Genomic DNA, 19,010 nt, shown 5'->3' with positions numbered 1-19,010 from the left:
TCGGAATCGCTCCGATTGTGTTTCCCTTTTGTTCGGGGTGCAAAGATGTGGTTATTTTATTTAACTTCCAAATCTTTTTTTTTATTTTTTAAAGCCTTTATCAGGCTATCCGCATTCCTTGCGTTTGCGGAGTGCAAAGGTGTAGTTTTTAATTTTAATACGCAATACTCTTTCTGAATTATTTTATAAAATTTATTTAATTGATTGATTATGTGAGTGAAAGAAATTAATCTTTTTATTATTTAGGCATTTAACCGATTATAAGTGTAGCAGACTAAACATAAAATAATAATTTTAACAAATAAAAAAGAGTAATTCTCCTTGGTTTAGTATAAGGATATTTGGTATATAATAATTATATAAATGAAGAAAGATTGATTTATATTCATAGATATAGTGTAATTAATACAAATAGTTAAGTCTTATTATATCTATCATAAAATGCCCTTTCCAAATTTTCCCTGTGATTAGGATGAGAGATTTCAATTAACGCTTTGCCACGTTGTTTAAGATTTTTGCCGAAAAGGTTTACTTTTCCGTATTCTGTAACCACCCAATGAACATGTCCGCGGGTTGTAACTACCCCTGCTCCTTCTTTTAGAAACGGGGTGATGCGAGAAATACCTTTATTTGTTATTGAAGGTAGCGCTATAATTGGCTTTCCACCTAGAGAGAGCGATGCACCACGAATAAAATCCATTTGACCACCAATACCAGAATATTGATAAGTACCAATAGAATCGGCACATACTTGACCTGTTAAATCTATTTCGATTGCACTATTTATTGCAATTACTTTAGGATTTTGCCTGATAATACTTGTATCATTAACATAATTAATATTCATTACACGTATAGATGGATTATCATTCACAAAATCATATAGTTTTTTTGTGCCAACCATAAAAGAGGTGACTGATTTACCTATGTTAAGCTTTTTATTACAATTATTTATTACGCCACTTTCTATTAATGGTATTACACCGTCTGAAAGCATTTCTGTATGTAAACCAAGGTTTTTATGATTTACTAAATTTTTTAAGACTTGATCTGGTATACTTCCAATACCCAATTGAAGCGTAGATCCATCTTCTATTAATGTTGTAATGTGTTTACCTATTTCTATAATTGCATCTGTTGCTTTTGAGGAATAATCAACTTCTGGCAATTCTGTTTTGTGCCATACCATCGCATCTATTTTACTAGTATGAATGAAACCATCGCCATGCGTACGAGGCATGTTAGGGTTTACTTGTGCTATTACACTCTTAGCGCAATCAACAGCTGCTTTTGAAATATCTACTGAAGTTCCTAATGTGCAATAACCATGTTTATCTGGTTCTGAAACTTGAATGATAGCTACGTCTATAGGTAAAAATTCTTCCTTAAAAAGTAATGGAATCTCACTTAAAAATACCGGGACATAGTCTCCGTGTAAACTATTTACTACTGATCTTGAATTGGGAGAAACAAATAATGAATTAAAAAAGAAACTCTCTTTATATTTTTCGTTGCTAAAGTTGCTATCACCAAGAGTGGTAATGCTAACGAGTTCGACGTTTTTTAACTCATGATAACGATTTTGTAATGCCTCTATAATAAGGGTTGGAGTAGCTGCGCTGCCATGAAGAAAAACACGATCTCCTGATTTAACCAACTTTACTGCTTCTTCTGCTGTAATATATCTATTGTTGTTCATGATATTTTAATTTTTTAAAATATAAATGTTTATAAAAACAGGCAAATGAGGGATTAATAGCGGCTTTTAATTTATTATTATTACTAAGATCATTAACAAACCCGGCTTTTCTCCAAAAAATTTATTGCTTTTTCGCCTATTCCAATTGTTGAATTAGGCGAATATATGGGAACATTTTTAAATTTTATTAAAAGTGATAAGGGTCATTAATTAGCACATTTTTAGTCACACTCTGGACACCACAAGCAAGATATTTTTGCAGTATATAAAAGCTATTCTAAATATGTTAATGCAACCAGATAAATTTTATTACGACAACAAAACAGTTAGAAATTTTGCCATTGCTACCATAGTTTGGGGCATTATTGGAATGACTGTAGGTTTATTGATAGCCACCCAACTTTATAGTCCATCTATGAATTTGGGAAATCAATATACCACCTATGGAAGAATTAGACCCTTACATACCAATGCTGTCATTTTTGCTTTTGTGGGGAATGCCATTTTTATGGGCGTTTATTATTCTTTACAACGATTGTTAAAAGCCAGAATGTTTAGCGATGTGTTAAGCAAAATCCATTTTTGGGGCTGGCAGTTAATTATAATTTCTGCGGTAATTACGCTTCCATTGGGTTTTAGCACTTCACATGAATATGCCGAACTAGAATGGCCAATTGATATTGCCATTACTATTATTTGGGTAGTTTTTGGAATCAATATGTTTGGAACCATATTAAAGAGAAGGGAAAAGCACTTATATGTTGCCATTTGGTTTTACATCGCCACGTTTGTAACAGTTGCTGTTTTACATATTGTTAATTCTTTTGAATTACCAGTTTCAATTTTTAAAAGCTATTATCTTTTCGCTGGCGTTCAAGATGCTTTGGTACAATGGTGGTATGGGCATAATGCGGTAGCATTCTTCTTAACTACACCTTATTTAGGGATGATGTATTATTTCTTACCTAAAATGGCTAATCGTCCTATTTACTCTTATCGTTTAAGTATCCTACATTTTTGGGCTTTGATATTTATCTATATCTGGGCTGGTCCGCATCATTTATTATATTCTTCTTTACCAGGATGGGCGCAATCTTTAGGGGTTGCATTTTCTATAATGCTAATTGCACCAAGTTGGGGTGGGATGATCAATGGATTATTGACTTTACGTGGTGCCTGGGATAAAGTACGTGATGACGTGACTTTAAAATTTATGGTGGTTGCATTAACCGCTTACGGAATGGCCACATTTGAAGGCCCAATGCTCTCCTTAAAAAGCGTAAATGCCATTGCCCATTTTACAGATTGGATCGTTGCCCACGTTCACGTTGGCGCTCTAGGATGGAATGGATTTTTAACATTTGGTGTTTTGTATTGGTTAATCCCAAGAATCTATAAAACTACGCTTTACTCTAAAAAATTAGCTTCTTTCCACTTTTGGATTGGCACTTTAGGAATCCTTTTTTACGCCATTCCTTTATACTGGGCTGGTTTTACACAAGGTTTAATGTGGAAAGAGTTTACACCAGAAGGTTTATTAAAATATGCCAACTTCCTGGAAACTGTAACTCGAATTATCCCAATGTACATCATGCGTTCTATAGGTGGGGGTTTCTATCTAATTGGAGTTATCGTAATGGCTTATAATCTGGTAAGAACCATGACAACCGGAAAGTTGGTAAGTAATGAAGCTGCCGAAGCTTTACCATTAGTAAAAGAAAACGAACCTCGCGAATTTTGGCACCGTAAAATTGAGCGTAAACCAATGGTTTTATTGGTGTTAAGCTTAGTAGTTATACTAATTGGCGGGATGGTAGAAATGTTACCCACTTTATTTATCAGCTCTAACGTACCTACTATTGCCAGCGTAAAACCATATACACCTTTAGAGCTACAAGGGCGAGATTTATACATTAAAGAAGGATGTGTGGGCTGTCACACTCAAACTATCCGTCCTTTTAGATCTGAGACAGAACGTTATGGAGAATACAGCAAAGCTGGAGAATTTGTTTACGACCATCCTTTTCTTTGGGGATCTAAAAGAACCGGACCAGATTTACAACGTGAAGGCGGAAAATACAGTAACGCATGGCATTATAATCACTTAATGGATCCAAGAACCATGTCGCCAGGAAGTATCATGCCAAATTATGATTGGTTGATTGATCAAAAGTTGGATACTACAACCACAGCGGTAAAAATCAGGGCAATGCAAACATTTGGTGTCCCTTATCCTAATGGATATGCTGCCATTGCCAATAAAGATTTAGATCTGCAAGCAAAAGCAATTTCAGCAAATCTTGCCATTGATAAGATTAAAGTGAGTAGCGATAGGGAAATCATAGCCATCATTGCTTACTTACAAAGACTAGGAACCGATATTAAAAACAAACCCTCAAAATAAATAAGCCATGTTTAAACAGTTTGTACATAGCCTACAAGGCGACGAAATTTATATGTTGCTCTCACTTTCTATATTTTTTGCATTCTTTATTGGCGCAACAATCGCCATGTTCAGGATGAAAAAATCGCATTTAGAATATATGAGCGACATTCCGTTAAATGAAGAAATTGAAGCATCGAATTAATTCTAAAAACATGAACATTCGCAAAATATTTTTAACCTCTGTACTTCTTTTTGGTATCCATAATATTTCTTTTGCTTACACCACATCAGAATTAATGAACGGAATTGCCTTGGGTGCAATTATATTTACACTAGCCCTTATCTGCATAGTTTGTTTGGTATTAATGAAAACTTTTAAAGTAATGGCGGATATGTTATTACCTAAAGAGGAAAAGTTAATGATGGCTACAGCGGTATCGGATTTAGCGATAGAGCCTTCTGAACCAAAACCGTCACTTTGGGAAAAACTACTTTCTTTAAGACCAATTGCCGAAGAAAAAGACCTTTTAATGGATCACAAATATGACGGAATTGCAGAGTTGGATAATCCTACACCTGCATGGTTTATGTGGCTTTTTTATGGAACTATCGTATTTGCATTTGTTTACCTCTTAAACTATCATGTTTTTAAATTGGGAAAATTACAGGATGAAGAATATACAATAGAAATGAAACAAGCAGATACTGATCAAAAAGCGTTCTTGGCAAAATCTGCTAACCGTGTAGATGAAAATTCTGTAAAATTAACTGCCGATGTAGAAGTATTGAAAGCTGGTAAAGCCACTTTTATACAAAATTGTGTGGCTTGTCACGGAGAGCATGCGCAAGGTGTTGTAGGTCCAAATTTAACGGATGAATATTGGATACACGGAGGAAAAATTAAAGATGTTTTTAAAACCATTAAATATGGATGGCCCGATAAAGGAATGATTTCCTGGGAAAAACAATTGAGTCCAAAGCAAATGTCCGAAGTATCGAATTATATTAAATCATTAAAAGATTCTCATCCTGCAAATCCTAAAGAACCACAGGGCGATAAAGAAAGTTGATTAGTCTTTAGTAGAAAGTATCTAGTCATTAGTAAAAAGAGTTTAAAGTCACATTTTAATACTCTGGTCTCAATACTCTATACAAACTATTTAACACTCATTTAAAAAAAATGGAAGAAATAACCTATCACAGTACAGTTGAGGCAAGTGGGAAGCGAAGATGGTTATATCCACTTTTAAGAAAAGGTGCATTTTATAAATACCGAAGTATAGTAAGTTATGTACTATTGGTTTTTCTATTTGCGGCTCCTTTTATCAAATTTAAAGGACATCAGTTTATGATGTTTAATATTCTCGAAAGAAAGTTCATCTTATTTGGGCAAGTATTTTGGCCACAGGATTTCTTTATTTTCGTTTTGGCGATGTTGCTGGTGCTGATTAGCATTGTTTTATTTACGATAGCATTTGGTCGTGTTTTTTGTGGATGGATTTGCCCTCAAACTATTTTTTTGGAAATGGTTTTCCGTAAAATTGAAGTTTGGATAGAAGGCGAACCTTTAGCCAGAAAAAAACTGGACGAAAGTGATTGGAATCAAGATAAAATCATCAAAAAAACAGCTAAACACTTTCTATTTTTATTGATTTCTTTTCTCATATCAAATACCTTTTTAGCCTACATTATTGGTAGTGATAGCTTGTTCAGCATTATTACGGAACCTATACAATTACATTGGGTTGGTTTTATTGCCATTTGTGTTTTCACACTTGCATTCTATTTAGTTTTTAGTCAGTTACGAGAATTGGTTTGTATTGTGGCTTGTCCTTACGGAAGGCTGCAAGGTGTAATGCTTGATAAAAACTCTTTAGTGGTTGCCTATAATTACTTACGTGGCGAACCCAGGGGAAAACTCAAAAAAGGAGATGCAGCATCAAAATTGGGCGATTGTGTAGATTGCAATTTATGCGTTGCGGTTTGCCCTACCGGGATTGATATCCGTAAAGGGACACAATTAGAATGTGTGAATTGCACCGCATGTATTGATGCTTGTGACGATGTTATGGATAAAATTCATAAACCACGTAAACTGATCGGTTTTTATTCTGAAGAAATGATCGCCAACAATCACCAGCCTCGGTTTAACCTCAGAATGAAAGCCTACAGCTTTGTACTTGTTGCTATGATTGCGATATTGACTTACTTTTTAATGAGCCGAAAAGATATAGATGTTACGCTACTGCGAGCAGGTGGAATGTTGTATCAAGAGCAACCTAATGGTTACATCAGTAATTTGTATAATGCCGAGCTGACCAACAAAACGGTTTATCCTATGAATATCGAAATTATTCCGGAGGATAAAAATCAAAAAATTACCTGGATACAATCCGCACCAAAAATCGAAAAAGAAAGCACAGTTAAAGTCACCTTTTTTGTGTTATTGCTAAATAAATCCATACACCAAAGAAAAACAGATGTGGTGCTTTTGATCAAACAGAATGGCAAGATCATTAACAAAATGAAAACAAGTTTTTTAGGACCTGTAAATTAAATAGCATGAATTGGGGAAGAAGTATCATATTAGTTTTAATCATTTTTATGGGTTTTATAACCATACTGGCTATTAAGATGACCTATTCTATAGATGATGCTTTTGATAAGGATTACTATGAAAAGGGATTGGCATTTGATGAGGAATATGCTTTAAAGCAAAATGTAATTGATGATCATGCAACCCCTTTAATTACCGTTAATGGTAATACACTAAATGTTGAATTTAAGGCTCTTGAAAATGGAAATATTCTTTTTAAGAGAACCGCCGATAAAACAAAAGATAGGTCAATCAAGTTAAAGAATTCATCATTTAGTATTGATAAGGGTTTGCTTGAAAAAGGCCAATGGCATTTGGTAATATCGTGGAATAATGGTAAACGAAATTACCTTTATGAAAAAAACATTTACATTCCATGAACCATTTACAATTAGCATTTGTCATTGGGTTATTTGGGAGTTTACATTGTGTTGGTATGTGTGGCCCATTGGCTTTTGCTATTCCTTATCAGCAAGAAAATAAATGGATAACCTTAATAAAAAAATTTTCTTATAACCTTGGGAGGGCAGTTTCATATGCTTTTTTAGGATTATTGATTGGTTTATTAGGAAAGCAATTGTGGATGGCCGGTCTTCAACAAAGTATCAGTATTCTTAGTGGTGTATTAATTATTTTAGCAGTGCTTCCGCAGATTATCAGATTAAGAAAAAGCAATACCTATAAGCCAAATCGTTTTACATTAATAGTTAATAAACTAATAGGAAAAGCCATAAAAAATAAAGCTGGTCATTTATATTTAGGTTTACTAAACGGTTTTTTACCTTGCGGATTTGTTTATTTGGGTTTAGCAACAGCCATTAATACAGATAGTGCCTATCAATCTGCTTTATTTATGTTTGTTTTTGGATTAGGGACAATGCCTTTAATGCTTTTAGCAATGTTGGGTGTGAACTTTAGTAAACCTGTTTTTAGGCAAAAAATAAATGTTTTTTTACCTTATATAACCTTATGCTTAGGTATTTGGTTTATTATAAGGGGATTAAATTTAGATATTCCTTACTTAAGTCCTAAAATTTTAGGCAACGAACAGGTAATTTGCCATTAATCTTGTCTTAATAAATTATAAAGGCAATTGAAAATAAAAGACAGAACCTTTTCCCATTTCACTTTCTACGCCAATTTTACCGTTATGTCTTTCGATGATTTCTTTACAGATATAAAGTCCAATTCCAAAACCGGCAATTAATTTCATATGTTCTCCTTGAACTCTAAAATATCTTTCGAACAGGTTTTTTTGGTTCTCAGATGAAATGCCCATTCCTTCATCCTTTACGCAAACTTCTGCGAGATTATTTTTACTTACACAACTTATGTTAATAGTAGAATTAATTGGAGAATATTTAACTGCATTATTAATGAAGTTATTAATTACTTGTCCAATTTTATCCCTATCGGCATTTACTAAAGTATATTCTACTGGAGCAAAAATTACTTTATGGCTAGTGATTGTAGTTATGGATTCTTCTTCTACTTCCTTTATTAATTCAGATAAATCAAATGACTGTATATCAATACTAATTCTACCAGATTCATACCTTGAAACGTCTAAAAAGCCGCCAATAATGTTTCTCATTTTGCTAACCTGCACCAAAGTTTTACCTAAAACACCAGAGGTAAAATCATCTTTTGCTTTATTAGCTTTTACTTCTAAAAGTTGCAAATAAGCATTTATAGAAGTTAATGGGTTTTTAAGTTCATGACTCACCATTCCTATAAAAGCATTTTTTCTCTGCTCGTTTCCTTTTTGTTCAGTGATATCCATAGCAACTCCAGAAAATAGGTTAGTATTATCATCTGAACCTAAATTTAGTTTTCCATAAGATTTTATCCATCTTATTTGCTGATCGTTTTTGCCTTTGATCTTGAATTCTATATTATAAGAATCCTTTCTATTTACCGCATTCTCAATATGTTCTATAACTGTAGGTCTAAAATCCTCAGTAATATAATTTATAGAATCTTCATAGCTAAATTCTTCATCCTTATTAAATCCATATAACTCTTTAAGCCTATCATTAGCAATAACTTCTTTGGTAGTCATGTTGGTTACCCATGTACCCAAATTGGCTGCATTTATAGTCATACGCATCAATTCTTCGGCTTTTTTTAACTCATTTCTAGCTAAAACTTGTACTGTAACGTCTACTGCAGATTGCATTACGCCCGTAATTTTTCCGTTTTCTAATATAGCACTATAGGTAACATTAAAATAGAGCAAAGTTAATTCGCCATTACGATTTAAGCTAACAGGAGCATCTAAAAGCCTAACCTCTTGACCTGTATGATAAGTGTTATAGAGAATATCTAAAATAGGCTGACCAATTAATTCTGGCATAACCTCAATTAAGGGTTTTCCTTTAATAGAAAAATCCTTATCGATAATTAACAACATGGCATCATTAACCTCATCAAAAATAAAATTATCCCCGGTAAATACTAACATCGCCACAGGAGAAGAGAGAATCATATCCCTAAACCTTGCTCTACTTAATTCAACATCGTTAATAGTTTCTTCTAATTGACCTTGCGCCTCAATCAGAGAATCATTTGTGCTTAACAATTCTTCGTTAATGGTGGATTGCTCTTCGTTACTTGATTCTAATTCTTTGTTAGCAATTTGGAGCTTAAGATTTAATTTTGCAGTTTCTTTTTTATTTAATGTTTGCTCTGTTACATCATTGGCAATCATCATAATGCCAATTGCAATGTTTTCTTTATTTTTTATAGGATGATATACAAAATTGAAAAATCCTTTAACCTCTTTATTATTCTTAATATGGACAACCTCTAAATTTTCTCCATAGTAAGGTTTACCGCTTATAAAAACATCTTGAATAATCTTATATAATGGTTGATTTTTTAATTCTGGTAGTGTATCATCTAAAGATTTACCGATACAAGATTTATCCCTTCCCCAAACATTTAATAAATTATCATTAGCTTTTTCTATGATAAGTTGCTTTCCGCTTAATACTCCAATAGCAACTGGCGCATCAGCAAAAAGAAAGTTGGTTCTTTCCTCGCTTGTTAATAATTTATTGAACAAGATTTGTTGTTCCTGTTTAAACTCTTCTAATTCTGATATTTTTCTACGAAGCTCTAACTTACCCATTACCTGTTTGGCAATAATTTTTAACGCTTCCTGTTGCTGATTAGTTAATTGTTTCTTTTTTGTGTCTATTACGCATAAAGTACCTAACGCAAATCCATCTTCATTAATTAAAGGTACACCTGCATAAAATGTGATATTGGGATGCCCAATAACTAAGGGATTGTTTTTAAAACGATTATCTTCTGTCGCATCATCCACAATCATCATATCTTTAGTAGATGAAATTGCATGTGCACAAAATGATTGTTCTATTGGCGTTTCAGAAGCTGATAAACCAGTATGGGATTTAAAATATTGTCTTTTTTCATCCACCAGACTTATTAATGCAATAGGCACCTGACAAATAGTAGATGCCAAAACGGTTAGTTCATCGAAATCCTTTTCGTTTGCTGTATCTAAAATATTATAAGACTTTAAAGCGGCTAATCTCTTTTGCTCGCTTTCAAAGGATGTGGATTTAGGCATGTAATCAAAAAATAAGCTCACTAAATTACTTATTAAATTTTGATATCAGGTGTTTTTAAAGTTCCACACTTAAATTTTTACAGTTAAAAATTTTTGAAATAAAAAGCTATCAACATTCAACTAAATAACCAATAATAATAATCAATCTTAAATACCAGGAAGCTTTTTTAGTTCAAGAAAATTGTTGGTATAATCTGAAAATAAACCATTAAAATTTTTCAAAATTAAGAGCGTCTCATTGTTATTCCTTAAGGCATTTCCTGTTAAGTTATGGCTTCCTGTTGCTACAATTTTACATTTCTCCCCTTTCCAAGCGCCATCAATAATAAAAAACTTGGAATGGATATTTATTTTAGGTTGACTAGACAAAGTAAGGTTAAGGATTTTAACAAACGCTCCTTTTTTTCTCAGATTTTCTAAACCAGTTAATATCTCAGGATCAGCTTTACTTTTAGCCACTACTTCTACTTTTGCGCCCTTAAGCAATAATTCTTGTAATTTATTAACAACATTTAACCTGCTTGCCGTCCAATCTGACATGCCAACACTTATTGTTGTACTAGCAGGGTCTGTTATGGCATCTAGAAATTCGATAATACTATCTCCACCATAAGCTACTCCATTTTTCCTTTTTGGGAAATATTGAGCATATATCCCATTTGGTTCATCATTAAACTCCAAGAAACTGAAATCTTTCATTCCAGATGCGCCTCTTGATTTTATCTGATTAAAATAATTTAAATAAGCATCATACAAGCCTTTCTGATTTAGAACAACCGCATCTTGTAATTTCTTAGAGTCATCAATTGTGAAATTGTGTGAAGTTTGAAATACCACATTGTTTACGATGCCCGTTGATGTATTTATATCAGAAAAAAGGACAAACTTATTGTGCTGTATAGCCGATGAACCTGCATCATTATTTATGGTAGTGATATCTGAACCTTCTTTTAAAAAACTTCTTATTGTTATAATGGTTGGTCGATTTTGTTGCTGGGTTTCATCTAAGCTGAAATCTATGGCAATGTGAATTTCTACATTTCTTTCTGCTGCTTTTTTTAAAGATGAAATTACTCCTTGATGATCAAACCCATAAATTGCTAAATGGATTTTAGACTTTGCAGGAGTTGCGTCTATAAGGCTTGTTAATCTATCTAAAATTACTGGTGAAGCGTTTCCCTTAGAAACTAGGTTAACATCCGTAAAATAACTAGATGGAAAATTAATTGTAACAGAATTAGCGCCTCCATTATCAGTGTTGCTTTTCTTACAAGAAAGTAAGAAAAGCAACATGAAGATTGAATATTTTAAATTTTTATACATGTTTTAATTACCTAAAAACTTGCTGCTAATTTGTTCTGATGCGCTACTATAATTTACTAGGTAAATTCCTTGTGTAAGTGTTGCAGGGATTCTTAAAGATTGATAACCTTTTTCTAACTGAACATTTATATCAGATATTTTTTTACCGCCGAGGTCAAATATTTGGAGTTTGCCTTTTCCGCCAGTTACAGAATATAAAGATAAGAGTACAGCATTCTCTTCAACCGAATGGTAGGCACTTAATTGTAATTTCTCTAGACCAACATTCACTGTATAGATACCAACTTCATTTATTTTACCATCTAAATCTATCTGTTTAAGGAAATAGTAATTTTGCCCAGCTAATGGTTGGGTATCTTTAAATCGATAAGTATTTAATGCGTTTGAATTACCATTTCCAGGAACTTTTCCTAAACTAATTTGTTTTTTATTGTCACCAGAACGGAAGATTTCGAAATGGGAATTGTTTGTTTCACTAGCGGTTTGCCATATTAAGTTTACTGCATTGTTTTGATAATTTCCGGTAAATGATGTTAAAGAAACTGGAAGTGTATTGCTAATTGTCCCTCTCAACTCTAAACTATTTCTAGAAGTAGATGCTACAGTTTTACCTATTGCAAAAGCACCTCCTGAGGTTGTAGCGCCCCAAGCGTAAATTCTAAATTTTAAAGATTGAGAAGTAGGAATATTCTGTAAATCTGCAATCCCCGATAAATTTAATTCTGATTGTAAAACACCGTCATCTGAGCTTAATAGTGAGATATCGGCTGCCCCAATTTCTACAAATGCACCTCCATTTCTGCTATATTGCCATCTAAAATTCGCCGCTCCATTTGTAGTTCTTCTTAAAATATACTGTAATGATTGTAAATTCAGATATTTACCTGTTGCATTTGGAGTAACATCAAACTCAAAATATTCGTTATTCGTTAAAGCTGTTTGTTTTGTAGATGAGGTAAACACTGTGGAAGAAGCATTAAATGATCTTGCCAAACTAGCTGGTAAAAAACCAGCACCCCTAACTAGATTTGAAGGACTTAACTGAGTATCAGTTGTTGTAGATGCTACACTAGCTTCATTACCAACTGTTGCAGGGGTACCAAATTGCCAAGCTAAAATAGGTGTTGGAATGTTAACTTCTCCCCTTATAGCTAAAACAGGAGTTAAGTCTGTTGCTACATATCTTGCAAATGCAGTACTGCCTCCGGTAGAACTTATTCCCCATGCGTATATTCTTAACCTTATTGTTGTGCTAGAGGAAATATTTTGAAGGTCTGGAATTGTACTTAAATCTATAGGAGCCTGTGCAACTCCAAAATCATTGGTGTCAGTAAATCCTGTGACATCTGCGGTGCCAATTTCTATAAAAGCTGCTCCATTTACACTATATGACCATCTATATGACTGAACTCCAGCAGCACTTCTTCTAATTTTTGCTTCAATTGAAGAAAGTGAAGCGGTAAAATTAGTCTTTGGCTTGACAGTGATTTCATAATAAACATTATCATCTAAGGCTTGTTGTTTTGATGTTGATTGGGCTGGTGTGGGTGGTGTAGTGACAGGGGGAGGAGGAAAAGGATAATTTGTTAATGCTGAGCTAAAAGCTCTTGCTAAACCGGAGGGTTTAAAACCTGCTCCTCTACTTAAAGTAGATATTTCCATTCCTTCATTTGTAAAATAAGAAGTTGCAGTAACTTCGGTCCCTAAGGATGCTGGATTACTAAATTGCCAACCTAAAAGTTGACCTAATTGTGCTTGTGTATTAAAACTAAAACACATTAAAATAACGGCCGCTAAACAGCCAAATAAATTTGGTAATTTTGTTTTCATGTTTTTTGATTAAAATTTGAATTATAGATTTTATTTATTAAGGCAATAATAAATTCGGGTAATCTGTAATAACACCATCAACGCCTAAATTTTTTAGCAGATTAATTTCTTCTAAAGTATTTACTGTCCAAGGTATAATCTTAATGTTTTGTTGATGGCATTTTAATATTAAATCTTTATTAACCAGATGGTACTCTGGATTGTAAATAAATGGCTTATAACCTAATTCTTTGATGTTTTCTTCAAAAGTTTTTTTATTGCTAATGAGATAAGCAGTCTTGATTTCAGGATTTTTTTTATTAATAATTTGAATGGTTCTTTTATCAAAAGATTGAATAATTACAAAAGATGTAATTTTCTTTTCCTTAATGATATTAATCAGTAACTCAACGAATTTATCTGGATTTGGATGTAAAATTCCATCCCCTTTTTCACTACATTTTGTTTCTATATTATAGAATATTTGTTTTCTATTGTTTTTGTCTATATCGCTTTGAACGGCATCAATTATATCTGATAATAAAGGAATAGATGTATTGATTTTCTTTTGTTGAGGAAAAGCTGGATAATATTTAGAACCAATATCAAAGCGCTTTAAATCGGCGTAAGGCATTTGATAAATGATGTTTTTTTGTGCTTCAGATTTTGGTATCTCCTCTTTGTTGGGTTGCAAAATAAATGCTGGACTTAAATAATCATCATGGGTAACAACTACTTGTCCATCTTTAGTAATGTGTGTATCCATTTCTAAAGTATTTACCCCCATGGCCAGTGCATTTAACATTGCGGGAATGCTATTTTCTGGCATCAGCCCTCTACCACCACGGTGTGCTTCTATATCAAATTTTGGGAATTCCATTTTACTTTGTTTAGAAGGCTTGGTGCTTTTACAAGCAGTAATAATAATGAGGAAGAAAAATGTAATACTATAACGTATTTTCATTGATAAATATTAGAATAATTGCTTTATACATTTTTATTTTGATGAGGAAACAGCACAAGACCTGATGTCCTTAAAAAAAGGGACCAGCATCTCTGCCTAAGAAAGGCAATTTGATACTGACCCTTAACAAGCATCTTTAAGCATCTGCTTCTTTAATATAACTGTTTCCAAATCTATCCATAACGGTGACTTTTACTTTCTTAACTTCAGAATTAAAATGAGCTATAAATAAATGGTCTATTTCAGATGGTTCTGGAAATGTACGTCCTGCCGGCAATTTATCTCCCTTGTAAAGTTTAACAGATAATGGATCATAACCTTGTTGTTGTTCCATAAAGCCCATATTTTTACCATCAAGTTCATATTCTACTTTCCACTCTGGGTCCCAGTTCCAAACGTTAACCAATAATCTTTTTTGGTTGGTCAGCTCATCAATGTAAATCACATGTTGATGTTGTTTTTCTAAACCGGTGGGTTTATAATACCACTCTAAATCATTGCCTTTTACTTCATAAACTCCATAACCCCTTGGCGTTCCATCTGTACAGATTGGACCAGTCCACCAAGCGCCACAAACAGTTCCGTGATTATGCTCATAAACATTACCTGTTATATTATTTACATTAAAATGGGTATGCCCAGATAGCACATGTATATTTTTAAAGTCTTTTAAAATCTCATAGAAATCTGTATTATTTTTAACTGAGTTATGAACCGGAATATGTAAAGAGATAATCAGTAAAGCGTCTTTATCAATAAAAGACAAATCTTTTGCTAACCAGTCTAACTGGTCCTGAGTAATAAAACCATCGTATTCTCTTTCTGTACCTAAATATCTAACATCATCTAAAACTACATAATGTGCTTTTCCTCTATTAAAGGAATAATATGTTGGTCCATAAACTTCTTTAAAAGTACGGTCTGATGTTTCATCTCCACCTTCCCGATAATTCATATCATGGTTGCCCAATGCCTGAAAAAATGGAATGCCCATCATTTCTACAGCTTTGTTATAATCTTGAAAATACTCCAGATAATCCCAAGCAATATCCCCAACACAAATTCCATGAACCAGCGTATCTTCTCCTAAAGATTTAATATGCTCAATAGTGTCAGGAACAGAGGTTGCCATCATTTGATCTACATCTTTTTTATTTCTCACTTGTGGATCTGCCCAAACAATAAAATGATGGTTTTTATCATCCCTTTTTAATGCGGTGAGCATGAAATCATATTGATTTCTACTCCCTAATTTTTCATACTGCTGAGCCACATTATAACTGGTTTTAAATTCATATCCAGCAGGCGTACTCATAAAAATGGATAAAGCTTTTTCGTTAGGAGTAAGACTATAATTTCCATTTATATCGGTTTTTACAACTGAGAAACCATCAGAAATCACCACATCTTTAATTCCTTTTTTTCCATTCTTCACGCTGCCGCTGATGGTTTCTGCTCTTTTTAGTTTGGTAAAGGCATTAGATTTTAAACTGATGAATGCTCCTCCAGTAATCAGCCCAAGGCTTTGTATAAATGATCTTCTTTTCATTTGTATATAAAAGAAGGCTTTTGATGGAAATCATCAAAAGCCTAAGTATTTAATTATTAATGGTAGTAGCTCCTGTAGTTTCAATCTCAGAAATTGCTGAGGTTTGGGTCATTTCATAAAATTCGTACCCTCTTGCTGTAGTCCAGGTTTTAGTTTTGGCATCAAAAACGCCTCCTAGTTTCACAAATATCCCTAAATCTGCAGGTGTTTTGTGTGGAATAACATATTGGTTTGTGCCTTGATAAAAGAAAGGTTGGTCAACTTTTGTTGCAGGGTCTGTAATAGTGTAATGGTCGCTATCTGTAACTCTGTAACCAAATGGCCCAGTTTCATTAAACATAGTGGTTTTGCCTGTACCACCAAAGAATACCACATCAACAGGGATAGAAGTTTCGGTTACGTTTGTTCCTTCAAAAATTGATATACCTCCGGCATTTCCGCTATTGGGTAATAATCCACTGCTTTTTGAGCCAAAACCATCCCCATCTATTGTAACGTAATTGATGGCTGTTATCCATTTTGCATCAGAAATTAAAGTAGAGTTAGGGCCGTTGATACGCTTGCTACCTCCACCAACATAAAAATATTCCCCTTTTAATACTTTTCCGCTGGTCAAATTAAATTTATAACTTCTACCGCCTCCAGTAGCCCAGCCGCCCTCTGGGGCTGTGCCAGCATAAGGAGCTGCAGAACCTGCATTGGTACAAGTCACAACTGCCATCGGAGTTTTTTCAAAGTCGATATCTCTTGTTGCCCTAAATTGGAAATACTCATAATTTCCATCTGCACCCTTAGCATCATTAACAAAACCCGTAATGATTACTGGAAATTTACCGAGTTTTGGTCCGTTTGGGTCGGTTGGTGCAATGCGATTTGTAATGTCTGCCTCGGTTCTTGGCCAAATTTGCAATATTGTATTTGAGTTTGCGTCTTGCTTTACAAATAATATTCCTGCAAAATCTGCGGTAGCAGGTAATTGTGCATTAGCAAAACTTGCTGCTGTTTCTGTATGTAAAATGATGCTATCCGCACCGTTTATTATACTTTTTTCTCCATTAAAAACGGATGTTGGTGTTGGTGGCGGATTCACTGTTCCGCCTTTTATTTGCACTAAAGTACTTTCATAATCTCCTGGTTTTGCATTGATATTAAAAGTTGAAGTGGATTGTGGTTGAATTATGCTTCCAGAAGATGTCTTTGTAATATTAGCTTCCTTTAAACCTGTAATTTGCATGGAGCCGTTAACCTTATTTAGCTTCCCTCCGCTTATGTTTACCAATAAAGAATCTCCCATTTTATACGTATTAGCATTCTCTACTGCTAATATGATTCCCCTTGTTTTATTTCTGGTGGTATTTTGAATCACCACCAATCCTGAGGCAATATTTGCAGAATCGGGATTGGAAATTACCACTCCTCTGATTTTTTCTGCACCAAGCAAACTTTCAGAAGTGATGGTAACTTCTGTTCCTTTATATAAATCCCTCACGTCTTCCACAGAAGTGATAGAACTAACCACACCGGCTGCAAAATCATGTTTTTCACAAGCCGACAACACAAAGGAAGAAGCAAATAATAAGATGATTAAATATTTCAGTTTCATAATATTTATTTTAATGATAAATGATTTTAAGGTTTTTGCCACCAAACATTAGTGGTAATCAAATCTGGTCCTTGATTAGCAACGGCAGCCTTGTAATTGGCTCCGTTTGTATTTTGCACATAAACAGGATAGTTTAGCCTAGCTGGCATTACGCCACCATTTGCCAATCCAGCTCCCTTTGGTAAAAATGGATGCCCAGTTCTTCTGTACTCAAACCATTGCTCCAAATCGGTGAAGAACATGGCGTAATATTTTTGGATGTGGATTAGTTCCATTTTTTGGTCAAAGCTGTAAGCGTCATCCCATTTCACCTTATCAAAAGTTAAATAGTTGTTTGGTACAGCATACCCCCAAAGTGTAATTGCATTAGTAGAACCTATTTCATAATAAGTTTTAGCTGGCTTTGCGCCGATATAACCTTTTAAAGCACATTCTGACAATATCAATTGCAATTCGCCATAATTCATGAGGTTACCCAATAAAGGTTCAATCTGTAAAGAAGTTGGAAAAGAAGATTTAGGTTCTGGTGCATTTCCTGGAGCATATCCACTTGGTACACCTGCGTAATCTCCTTGAAAAAGTGTTCCCCATTTTTGTATTCTTGGGTCGCTTCTCTCATTTAAATTATCAACAAAAAAGCTTCCTAATTTTGGACCATACCAATCGCCGGGTCTCCAAGTTGCAAAAGGAGAAACATAAGGAGCGGTTCCAGACCATCTCAATATGGCCGAATCATCATTGGTTGCCATTAATGGATAATTGACAGCATTTGTTTCTACAATCTCTTTAATTTTTGTGGCTGCCAATGTTGATTCTTTCCCAGAAACCCTTAATAATAATCTTAGGTATAAAGAATTGCCAAACTTTCTCCACTTGGTTTGATCACCTTTAAAAATTGGATCACTTGTAGATGCAATAGCTTTTCCGTTTTTCAGTAAAGTATTGGCAGAATCTAACATGGCGAAAATGCCTTTATAAATATCCTCTTGTTTATCAAATTTTGGGGTGAAATTTCCTTGCTTAGCTTGATTAGACTCGGTAAACGGAGCATCGCCATAAGTATCAGTAATTAAAGAATAAACCCAAGCTTGAGATATTAAAGAAACTCCTTTATAAGAATCGCTCAAGTTATCTTCACCACCTTTATAAACATCTTTAAGATTAGAAAGCTCAGAGTACCAGGCATTCCATAAGTAATCTGCCTCTCCACTGCGTACTTCATATCTAAAAATTTTACCTTCCGTATCGCCCATGTTTATGGTGACTTGCATTAATTCATTTGTTACCCTTTGCGCCCTGCTCATGTTAGCAGCAACAATACTTGTTATAGCTGGGGCTAATAAAGCTTGAGGTAAAGCAAACTCACTAGTATTTGGGTTGGTGTTAATTTCTTGAAAATCTTTTTTACAAGCAAAAAAGCTAATGCTTATGGCAAGTGCTGTTATTATTGCTGTATATTTTTTCGTTGTATTTCTCATCATCA

Annotated in this window: 14 protein-coding genes; 6 read left to right on the top strand and 8 right to left on the bottom strand. The window is 33.9% G+C overall.

Annotation, left to right across the window (positions count from 1 at the left end; translation table 11 throughout):
• Positions 1–415: 415 nt before the first annotated feature.
• A complete protein-coding gene (locus tag A5893_RS12230; RefSeq protein WP_068822851.1) occupies positions 416–1,699 on the bottom strand; it encodes an acetyl-CoA hydrolase/transferase family protein in 1,284 nt (427 codons plus the stop codon).
• A 289-nt stretch (positions 1,700–1,988) separates the two neighbouring features.
• Here A5893_RS12230 and ccoN point away from each other — a divergent pair, with 289 nt between their 5' ends.
• The 6 genes from ccoN (at position 1,989) to A5893_RS12205 (ending at position 7,747) form a co-directional block, all read left to right on the top strand.
• Entirely contained in the window at positions 1,989–4,103 is a 2,115-nt protein-coding gene (gene ccoN / locus A5893_RS12225; RefSeq protein WP_068822871.1) for a cytochrome-c oxidase, cbb3-type subunit I, read from the top strand.
• Positions 4,104–4,110: 7 nt separating this feature from the next.
• The gene (locus tag A5893_RS17890; RefSeq protein WP_198342318.1) at positions 4,111–4,287 is read left to right on the top strand and encodes a hypothetical protein; all 177 of its coding nucleotides are present in this window, start codon (positions 4,111–4,113) and stop codon (positions 4,285–4,287) included.
• Between the two features lie 10 nt (positions 4,288–4,297).
• Positions 4,298–5,155 carry a cbb3-type cytochrome c oxidase N-terminal domain-containing protein gene (locus tag A5893_RS12220; RefSeq protein ID WP_068822850.1) on the top strand — a complete coding sequence of 286 codons (858 nt, stop codon included), beginning with the start codon at positions 4,298–4,300 and terminating at the stop codon, positions 5,153–5,155.
• Between the two features lie 110 nt (positions 5,156–5,265).
• Positions 5,266–6,642, top strand: a complete 1,377-nt coding sequence (gene ccoG / locus A5893_RS12215; protein ID WP_068822849.1) for a cytochrome c oxidase accessory protein CcoG — start codon at positions 5,266–5,268, stop codon at positions 6,640–6,642.
• Positions 6,643–6,647: 5 nt separating this feature from the next.
• Positions 6,648–7,061, top strand: a complete 414-nt coding sequence (locus A5893_RS12210; RefSeq protein WP_068822848.1) for a FixH family protein — start codon at positions 6,648–6,650, stop codon at positions 7,059–7,061.
• A complete protein-coding gene (locus A5893_RS12205) occupies positions 7,058–7,747 on the top strand; it encodes a sulfite exporter TauE/SafE family protein (RefSeq protein WP_068822847.1) in 690 nt (229 codons plus the stop codon). Before A5893_RS12210 ends, A5893_RS12205 begins: the two co-directional genes overlap by 4 nt.
• Before the next feature lie 15 nt (positions 7,748–7,762).
• On the opposite strand, the gene A5893_RS12200 is transcribed toward A5893_RS12205, so the two are convergent.
• The 7 genes from A5893_RS12200 to A5893_RS12170 form a co-directional block, all read right to left on the bottom strand.
• Complete coding sequence (locus tag A5893_RS12200; RefSeq protein ID WP_068822846.1) at positions 7,763–10,279, bottom strand: ATP-binding protein; 2,517 nt, start codon at positions 10,277–10,279, stop codon at positions 7,763–7,765.
• Between the two features lie 147 nt (positions 10,280–10,426).
• The gene (locus A5893_RS12195) at positions 10,427–11,602 is read right to left on the bottom strand and encodes a phospholipase D-like domain-containing protein (RefSeq protein ID WP_082911428.1); all 1,176 of its coding nucleotides are present in this window, start codon (positions 11,600–11,602) and stop codon (positions 10,427–10,429) included.
• A gap of 3 nt (positions 11,603–11,605) precedes the next feature.
• On the bottom strand, positions 11,606–13,432 hold the full coding sequence (locus tag A5893_RS12190; protein ID WP_068822844.1) for a T9SS type A sorting domain-containing protein: 1,827 nt from the start codon (positions 13,430–13,432) through the stop codon (positions 11,606–11,608).
• 37 nt (positions 13,433–13,469) lie between these two features.
• Positions 13,470–14,375 (bottom strand): glycerophosphodiester phosphodiesterase family protein, encoded by a 906-nt coding sequence (locus A5893_RS12185; protein WP_068822843.1) that lies wholly within the window; start codon positions 14,373–14,375, stop codon positions 13,470–13,472.
• A 136-nt stretch (positions 14,376–14,511) separates the two neighbouring features.
• Positions 14,512–15,924: a calcineurin-like phosphoesterase C-terminal domain-containing protein gene (locus A5893_RS12180; protein WP_068822842.1), complete on the bottom strand. Its 1,413-nt coding sequence runs from the start codon at positions 15,922–15,924 to the stop codon at positions 14,512–14,514.
• A 49-nt stretch (positions 15,925–15,973) separates the two neighbouring features.
• Positions 15,974–17,527, bottom strand: coding sequence for a DUF5689 domain-containing protein (locus tag A5893_RS12175; protein WP_157687552.1), 1,554 nt, complete (start codon positions 17,525–17,527; stop codon positions 15,974–15,976).
• A gap of 26 nt (positions 17,528–17,553) precedes the next feature.
• Positions 17,554–19,005, bottom strand: a complete 1,452-nt coding sequence (locus A5893_RS12170) for a SusD/RagB family nutrient-binding outer membrane lipoprotein (protein WP_068822870.1) — start codon at positions 19,003–19,005, stop codon at positions 17,554–17,556.
• Positions 19,006–19,010 lie beyond the last annotated feature (5 nt).

This window comes from Pedobacter psychrophilus (assembly GCF_001652725.1).
Lineage (GTDB): Bacteria > Bacteroidota > Bacteroidia > Sphingobacteriales > Sphingobacteriaceae > Pseudopedobacter > Pseudopedobacter psychrophilus.
Note: the sequence above shows the minus strand (reverse complement) of the source record. Positions and strands in the feature narration are given on the sequence as shown.

Coding starts and splice junctions, on each gene's coding strand:
- A5893_RS12230 (WP_068822851.1), bottom strand. CDS start 1,699: ATGAACAACAATAGATATATTACAGCAGAAGAAGCAGTAAAGTTGGTT.
- ccoN (WP_068822871.1), top strand. CDS start 1,989: ATGCAACCAGATAAATTTTATTACGACAACAAAACAGTTAGAAATTTT.
- A5893_RS17890 (WP_198342318.1), top strand. CDS start 4,111: ATGTTTAAACAGTTTGTACATAGCCTACAAGGCGACGAAATTTATATG.
- A5893_RS12220 (WP_068822850.1), top strand. CDS start 4,298: ATGAACATTCGCAAAATATTTTTAACCTCTGTACTTCTTTTTGGTATC.
- ccoG (WP_068822849.1), top strand. CDS start 5,266: ATGGAAGAAATAACCTATCACAGTACAGTTGAGGCAAGTGGGAAGCGA.
- A5893_RS12210 (WP_068822848.1), top strand. CDS start 6,648: ATGAATTGGGGAAGAAGTATCATATTAGTTTTAATCATTTTTATGGGT.
- A5893_RS12205 (WP_068822847.1), top strand. CDS start 7,058: ATGAACCATTTACAATTAGCATTTGTCATTGGGTTATTTGGGAGTTTA.
- A5893_RS12200 (WP_068822846.1), bottom strand. CDS start 10,279: ATGCCTAAATCCACATCCTTTGAAAGCGAGCAAAAGAGATTAGCCGCT.
- A5893_RS12195 (WP_082911428.1), bottom strand. CDS start 11,602: ATGTATAAAAATTTAAAATATTCAATCTTCATGTTGCTTTTCTTACTT.
- A5893_RS12190 (WP_068822844.1), bottom strand. CDS start 13,432: ATGAAAACAAAATTACCAAATTTATTTGGCTGTTTAGCGGCCGTTATT.
- A5893_RS12185 (WP_068822843.1), bottom strand. CDS start 14,375: ATGAAAATACGTTATAGTATTACATTTTTCTTCCTCATTATTATTACT.
- A5893_RS12180 (WP_068822842.1), bottom strand. CDS start 15,924: ATGAAAAGAAGATCATTTATACAAAGCCTTGGGCTGATTACTGGAGGA.
- A5893_RS12175 (WP_157687552.1), bottom strand. CDS start 17,527: ATGAAACTGAAATATTTAATCATCTTATTATTTGCTTCTTCCTTTGTG.
- A5893_RS12170 (WP_068822870.1), bottom strand. CDS start 19,005: ATGAGAAATACAACGAAAAAATATACAGCAATAATAACAGCACTTGCC.